The organism is Psittacicella melopsittaci (genome assembly GCF_003585925.1).
Classification (GTDB): Bacteria; Pseudomonadota; Gammaproteobacteria; order Enterobacterales; family Psittacicellaceae; genus Psittacicella; species Psittacicella melopsittaci.
Window position 1 is genome coordinate 1 of the sequence record NZ_NRJH01000076.1, and the last position, 6,461, is coordinate 6,461.

7 protein-coding genes are annotated in these 6,461 nt (G+C 32.2%); 4 read left to right on the forward strand and 3 right to left on the reverse strand.

Translation table 11 applies throughout. The annotated features are described in order from the left end of the window. The first annotated feature begins 354 nt into the window (after nucleotides 1–354). The 3 genes from CJP74_RS07650 to putP all read left to right on the forward strand — a co-directional run bounded on the left by CJP74_RS07650 (nucleotide 355) and on the right by putP (nucleotide 3,762). Nucleotides 355–1,188, forward strand: a complete 834-nt coding sequence (locus tag CJP74_RS07650) for a MetQ/NlpA family ABC transporter substrate-binding protein (protein WP_119497901.1) — start codon at nucleotides 355–357, stop codon at nucleotides 1,186–1,188. Between the two features lie 60 nt (nucleotides 1,189–1,248). Further along, entirely contained in the window at nucleotides 1,249–2,049 is an 801-nt protein-coding gene (locus tag CJP74_RS07655) for a MetQ/NlpA family ABC transporter substrate-binding protein (RefSeq protein WP_119497903.1), read from the forward strand. Between the two features lie 216 nt (nucleotides 2,050–2,265). Further along, on the forward strand, nucleotides 2,266–3,762 hold the full coding sequence (gene putP / locus CJP74_RS07660) for a sodium/proline symporter PutP (RefSeq protein WP_119497905.1): 1,497 nt from the start codon (nucleotides 2,266–2,268) through the stop codon (nucleotides 3,760–3,762). Between the two features lie 89 nt (nucleotides 3,763–3,851). Here putP and CJP74_RS07665 read toward each other — a convergent pair whose 3' ends face one another. Then, on the reverse strand, nucleotides 3,852–4,673 hold the full coding sequence (locus tag CJP74_RS07665; RefSeq protein WP_119497907.1) for an FKBP-type peptidyl-prolyl cis-trans isomerase: 822 nt from the start codon (nucleotides 4,671–4,673) through the stop codon (nucleotides 3,852–3,854). A gap of 162 nt (nucleotides 4,674–4,835) precedes the next feature. Here CJP74_RS07665 and CJP74_RS07670 point away from each other — a divergent pair, with 162 nt between their 5' ends. Further along, on the forward strand, nucleotides 4,836–5,081 hold the full coding sequence (locus tag CJP74_RS07670) for a SlyX family protein (RefSeq protein ID WP_119497909.1): 246 nt from the start codon (nucleotides 4,836–4,838) through the stop codon (nucleotides 5,079–5,081). A 61-nt stretch (nucleotides 5,082–5,142) separates the two neighbouring features. Here CJP74_RS07670 and CJP74_RS07675 read toward each other — a convergent pair whose 3' ends face one another. Together CJP74_RS07675 and CJP74_RS08340 are read right to left on the reverse strand one after the other, a co-directional pair. Beyond that, on the reverse strand, nucleotides 5,143–6,135 hold the full coding sequence (locus CJP74_RS07675) for a LysR substrate-binding domain-containing protein (protein WP_119497911.1): 993 nt from the start codon (nucleotides 6,133–6,135) through the stop codon (nucleotides 5,143–5,145). 237 nt (nucleotides 6,136–6,372) lie between these two features. Next, a partial coding sequence (locus CJP74_RS08340; RefSeq protein WP_222987032.1) for a 50S ribosomal protein L31 occupies nucleotides 6,373–6,461 on the reverse strand: 89 nt, incomplete at its 5' end.

Below are 6,461 nucleotides of genomic sequence, written 5' to 3' on the forward strand. Positions count from 1 at the left end.
AAATGCTAATTTTTTATTTAATTAATTAAGCATTTTTTCTTAAATAATTAATTAAATAATTCGAATAAATTAATAAAAAAATAAAAAAAATAGAGTAATTAAATTATTTTTAGAAGAAAAAAAGAGATTTTTTTACTTTATTTTTAGATTTAAAATTTACAAAATGCGTGCTCAAATGTGTCTATTCATTAAAATATTTGCAAAATTTGCATGATTTACGTATATTTTAAAATTTTTTTCTGAAAATGCTTGGCAAGTTATTTTTTTTATGTTAATCTAAATACAACAAAAGAAAACGAACTAAGCGAAAGCTTAAAAGAGATAAAATACAAGTTTGATATTAGAGGTTTATATATGAAAAAATTTACAAAATTAGCAACAGCTTTTTCTTTATTAGCAGCAACAGTTACATCAGCTTTCGCTAACCAAACACTTTCAGTGGCTGCTTCAGTTACACCACACGCAGAAGTGATTAAGTTCGTAGCAGATGACTTAAAGAAACAAGGTATTGATCTTAAAGTTATTGAGTTCTCAGATTACGTACAACCGAACGTAGTAGTATATCAGAAGAACGTTGACATTAACTTCTATCAGCACTTACCATACTTAGAAGTTTTCAATAAAGAACGTGGCTACAATTTAGTACCAGCATTCCCAATTTTCATTACACCTGTAGCTGTATACTCAAATAAAGTTAAAAACGTTCATGATGTTCGCGAAGGTGGTATCGTTGCTATCCCGAATGACCCAACAAACGGTGCACGTGCTTTACTACTTTTACAAGATCTTGGTTTAATTAAACTAAAAGATATTGAAAACATCCACGCTGCTTCGGTTCGTGACATTCTTGAAAATCCGAAAAAATTGCGATTCAGAGAAATTGAAGCTCCTAACTTACCACGTGTTTTAGACTCTGTTGATTTAGATGTTATCAATACAAACTTTGCTGTACCAGCAGGTTTACACCCAAGAAAAGACGCAATTGCGATTGAGAAAAATGACTCTCCATACGCAAACTGGGTAGTAACTCGTCCAGACAATGCAAACCTTGAGTCAGTACAAAAATTAAAAGAAGCTATTTACACTAAAAAAGTATACGACTTTATCTTAACTAAATATAACGGTGCGGTAATCCCTGTGTTCTGTCCAGTAGATGAACCTATCCCAGGATGTAAAGCAGCTGAATAATAAATTACAGTGTATATCTAATTCAATATAATAAAACAAGTTTAAAAGAGGATTCAATTTATGAAATTTTATAAAGTTTTAACTACTCTGGCATTAGGTGCTGCTACTATTGCCGCTTCACAAGCAAACCAAAAATTAGTTGTAGCTGCTACTCCTGTACCTCATGCAGAAATTTTAGAATTTGTTAAACCGATTCTAGCTAAGCAAGGCATAGATTTAGAAGTTAAAGTATTTACAGACTACATTTTACCAAACCGTGCGGTATCATCAGGTGAAGCTTTAGCTAACTTCTATCAGCACCAACCTTACTTAGATGCATATAATGCTCAAAATAAAACAGATATTATTGGCGGATTCAAAGTGCATATTGAGCCATTTGGTATCTACTCAACAAAATATAAAAATTTAGCAGATGCTCCACGTGGTGCAACATTTGTAATCCCTAATGATCCATCTAACGAAGGTCGTGCTCTTTTAGTACTTCAAGAAGCAGGTTTAATTAAATTAAAAGATCCTTCTAAACTATTATCTACAGAAAGAGATATCGCGGAAAACCCAAATAGATATAAATTCTTACCTGTAGAAGCTGCAAATATTCCTCGTGTATACAATAGTGCAGATTTTGGTTTAATCAATGCTAACTACGCTTTAACATCGAATTTAAACCCAACTAAAGATGCATTGTATGTAGAAGCAACTGGTCCATATGCAAACTTCATTGCTTACCGTAAAGCAAATGCAGATGATCCACGTATTAAAGCTTTAGAAGCAGCTTTAAATACAAAAGAAGTATATGAGTTCATTTTAACTAAATACAATGGTGCTGTAGTTCCTGTATTTAAACCAGAAGGTGTTAACTAATATAAATTTCATAAAAAAAGTCTTACATTAAATGTGGGACTTTTTTTGCTGTACAACAAAAGTGGCTCTTTTTTAGATAAAACTTTAAAAAAAGTTTATTATTCGGATATACTTTGAGAAAAAAATTTGGTATATTATCAAAATACCTTTCTTTTAAGGTAAAATGGAACACTCCCAAAAGTGTTAATTTATAATTTATTTTGAGGTTTTTTTGTTGTGCTAAATTTAGAAATTTATATTTCGTTTGGCCTATATTTATTAATCATTTTGGGAATTGGGGTAATAGCATATTTATCTACGAAAAATTTTGACGACTATATTTTAGGTGGTCGTAAGATGGGTGGATTTGTAACAGCCATGTCTGCAGGTGCTACTGATATGTCTGGTTGGTTACTCTTAGGTTTACCAGGAGCTATTTACTTAACTGGTCTTTCTCAATCATGGATTGCTATAGGCTTAACACTCGGTGCTTATTTCAATTATCGTATTGTAGCTACACGTCTACGTACATTCACTGAAAACTACAACAATGCCTTAACACTGCCCGAATTTTTTGCCGTTAGATTCCCTAAACAAGGTAAAGCTCTTAAAATTATAAGCTCAATAGTTATCCTCTTTTTCTTTACCATCTATTGTGCTTCAGGAGTTGTTGGTGGAGCTAAATTATTCCAAAGCTTACTAGGCATAGACTATACTGTAGCCTTATGGTTAGGTGCTCTTTCCACAATTATTTATACCTTTATTGGTGGATATCTTGCTGTTTCTTGGTCTGATTGTATCCAAGCAAGCTTAATGATTTTTGCACTTGTACTTGCTCCGGTGATGATTCTAGTGAATTTTTCATGGGGAGATATTACTCAGGCTTTAATAGATAAAACAAATGTAACCCATATTCCATATTCAAACATGTTATTTAATGTTTCAGGAATTGGCGTTATATCTTCACTTGCATGGGGACTAGGTTATTTTGGTCAACCACATATTTTAGTAAGATTCATGGCTGCAGATTCTGTACAGTCAATTAATAAAGCACGTCGCATAGGTATTACCTGGATGATTCTTTGTCTTTTAGGTGCATGTGCCGTGGGTTATTTTGGTCTTGCTTACTTTACAATGCAAGGAATTAACATTCAACCAGAAACAGTATTTATCGAACTATCAAAGGCAATTTTTAACCCTTGGGTAGTAGGTATTGTTCTTTCAGCGATTCTTGCCGCAATTATGAGTACTTTATCTGCACAATTCTTAATGTGCTCGGCTGTAATTACCGAAGACTTCTATCATGGCTTTATTCGTAAAAATGCTTCTGATAAAGAGTTAGTAATTCTAGGTCGTGCAATGATTGTTGTAATTGCGGTTATTGCAATTTGGATTGCAAGAGATCCTGAATCTTCAGTAATGGGATTAGTACAATACGCTTGGTCTGGTTTTGGTGCTTCTTTTGGTCCATTACTTATTTTAGCTTTATATAGCAGAAATATTAGTTGTAATGGTGCTTTAGCAGGTATGTTAACTGGGGCAATTACCGTAGTTGTATGGGGTCCATTAATGAGTTTCTTAGGTTGGAATGACTTAGCAGAGTTATATGTAATTGTACCTGCATTTATTCTTTCAGCTTTTGTAACTTTATTATCATCAGTATTCTCTAAAGTAGATCCTGACATAGCAAGTCGCTTTGATAAGGCTGCCGAAGATTATGCAAGATTAAAATAATTTACAAATTTAATCCTCTGAGTTTTTAACTCAGAGGTTTTTTTATGGCAAAAGAAAAGTCCTCCTAACTTGAGGAGGACTTGGTATTATTATTTTTTCGCTGGAGCTTCTGCTGCTTGAGGTTTAGCTGAAACTACTTCGATTTCGAATACTAATGTAGAAGCTGGTGGGATAGCTTGGTTACCTTGTTCACCATAAGCTAACTCAGGTGGTAAGTAAGCGATGATTTTACCACCAACATTTAGTTTAGTGATTGCATCTCTAAAGCCTGGGATAACACCTGATAATGGGAATTCAACACCTTTGTCGTTTTGGTCAAATACACGACCATCTACGAATGAACCTTTATATTTAACGTTTACAGTGTCAGTTGCACGAACTTTTTCACCGTCACCTTGTTTTTCAATTAAGTATGCAAAACCAGTTTCATCTTTAACAGCATCTTTATTATCTGCTAAGAATTTTTCAATAGCTTCTGCACCTACTTTACGGTTTTCTTCAGCTTGTTTAGCTAAGTTTTCAGTCATTACTTTTTGTGCACGACCATTTAAGTAGGTAATTAATGCTTGAGTATCTTCTTGTGATAATTCTGTAGCTTTACCATTTACATAATCGTTAACACCTTCAGCAAATGCTTTTAACTCTTCATCAGTTAAACCTAATTGAGTTTTTAAGTCAGTTAGCATTAATTGTGGTAATTGTTTAACGTATTTTAAATCTTCTGCTGTTGCTGTCACAGTTTGACCCTCATTGTTTGTTTGTTGATTATTAGCTACTGCTTGAGTAGTTGTAGAACTACTTGCAGCTGTGGTGTTATCTTCTTTATTACATGCTGTTAATGTACCTAAAGCGATAACTGACGCAGCTAATAATGTTAAAGCAGTTTTTCTTTTACCTGCGAATAATTTCATATTTATTCCTAAATTTAATGACAAATTAATTTTTACATAGAGAATATACAGGTTAATTTATTATAATCAACTTTTATCCTCTAGCAATGAAATTATATTTACTTTGCCAAGATCATATTATATCATTTAACTAATAATATATTGAAATTTTATTATAAAACTATGAAAGAACTTTTGGAATTACAGCAAGAGAATATATATCTCAATGAAAAAATAGTCAATTTAGAATATTTGGTTGGCGAACAACAAATTGAACTTGATAAAATCGAAGGAGCTTATATTGATTTACAAAATCGCGTTCGAGATTTAGAAGCAAGTATAAAAGTTTTGGTTGAGTATATAAAATCGCAAAATAATCAAACTCAAATTGCTTCACAAGCAGAAGAAACACCGCCACCGCATTATTAAAAAAAGCTTCAGGTACTGCCTGAAGCTTTTTAAATGTAGTAAAAGTTAAATGAAATTCAAGTTATGATTTTGATCTAGGTTTATATACTTTGGCTTCTAAACGCAATTTTTTGTATTCTTTTTCAAAAATACGCCCTAATTCTTTTGAGATTTTCTCAAAGAACTTAGCATTATGGCTTTCTGGGTCATAAACCATAGACATTTCACGTTTAGGATGATTAACTATACGAATAATTTTTGCTCGACTCGGAGTTGAGCAAAATAAACTTACAGTAGGAACTACACTTATGCCAATATTATGATGTACGATCATTTTTAAAGCGTCAATAGTAGAAGCATTGTAACGTGTATCAGTTAAATCATCTATGCCTAGTGCAGGATTTGGGGAGGTGTTACAAATATCGATTACTTGATCTCTTAAACAGTTACTATCTTGTAATAAAAAGATTTTACTATTTTGAATATCGCCTAGATTGATTTCATCAGTGCAGATATTAGGATTATCTCTATTTATTAGGGCAACCAGTTCATCTTCGCCAATAGATACAGTATTCATATCTTCGACAAGAGGATGGTTGGCAACTAACGCAAAATCTAAACTATTATATTTTAACTCTTCACGAATTCTATTTGTTGTTAGCTCTACACTATTAAAAGTATACTGAGGAAACTTATCTCTTAATTTACCTAAAATTGCACTATTAAAAAACGGAGCAAAAGTTGGAATAACCCCAATGGTAAATTCTCCTTTGGCTTCTTCTGGTGCTCCACGTTTTTGTTCATTAAAAGCCATGTCTGATAAGACTTTAAACTCGTCAGAAATTTTTTGTAATTGTTCAATAATAGGTTTAGAGCTAGGGGTAAATTTTATCGTTCTTGAGTTTCTTTCGATTAGTTGTACGTTTAAAATAGACTCTATTTTAGCTATTTGACCACTTATAGTTGCTTGTGAAACATCACATACATCAGCGGCCTTTCTAAAGCTTTTCATACGGTATACAGCTAAAAGGTATTTGATATCTTTTAGTTGTAAGCTGGAAAGATCTAAACTCATATAAATTAATTAACTTTTAGCTACTTAGTTAAAAGTACATTATTTAACTTAAAGTATTGATTATTAGGTTATATACAAGCGGTTCAAAATTATATCAATAATTAAGACCTATCTAAAAATTTCTCTAAATTAATAGTATTATAACCTATTTAGCTGATTTTGTTAATATAAACTTTTTAATATAGAATAAAAGCACCTGAGTTATACCCAGGTGCTTTTACTTTACAAAGATTACTATTATTTTTTAGAAGTGAAACCTTTGAAACGGTTTTTGAACGCTTCAACACGACCACCAGTGTCAACGATACGTTGTTTACAAGTATAGA

Coding starts and splice junctions, on each gene's coding strand:
- CJP74_RS07650 (WP_119497901.1), top strand. CDS start 355: ATGAAAAAATTTACAAAATTAGCAACAGCTTTTTCTTTATTAGCAGCA.
- CJP74_RS07655 (WP_119497903.1), top strand. CDS start 1,249: ATGAAATTTTATAAAGTTTTAACTACTCTGGCATTAGGTGCTGCTACT.
- CJP74_RS07665 (WP_119497907.1), bottom strand. CDS start 4,673: ATGAAATTATTCGCAGGTAAAAGAAAAACTGCTTTAACATTATTAGCT.
- CJP74_RS07670 (WP_119497909.1), top strand. CDS start 4,836: ATGAAAGAACTTTTGGAATTACAGCAAGAGAATATATATCTCAATGAA.
- CJP74_RS07675 (WP_119497911.1), bottom strand. CDS start 6,135: ATGAGTTTAGATCTTTCCAGCTTACAACTAAAAGATATCAAATACCTT.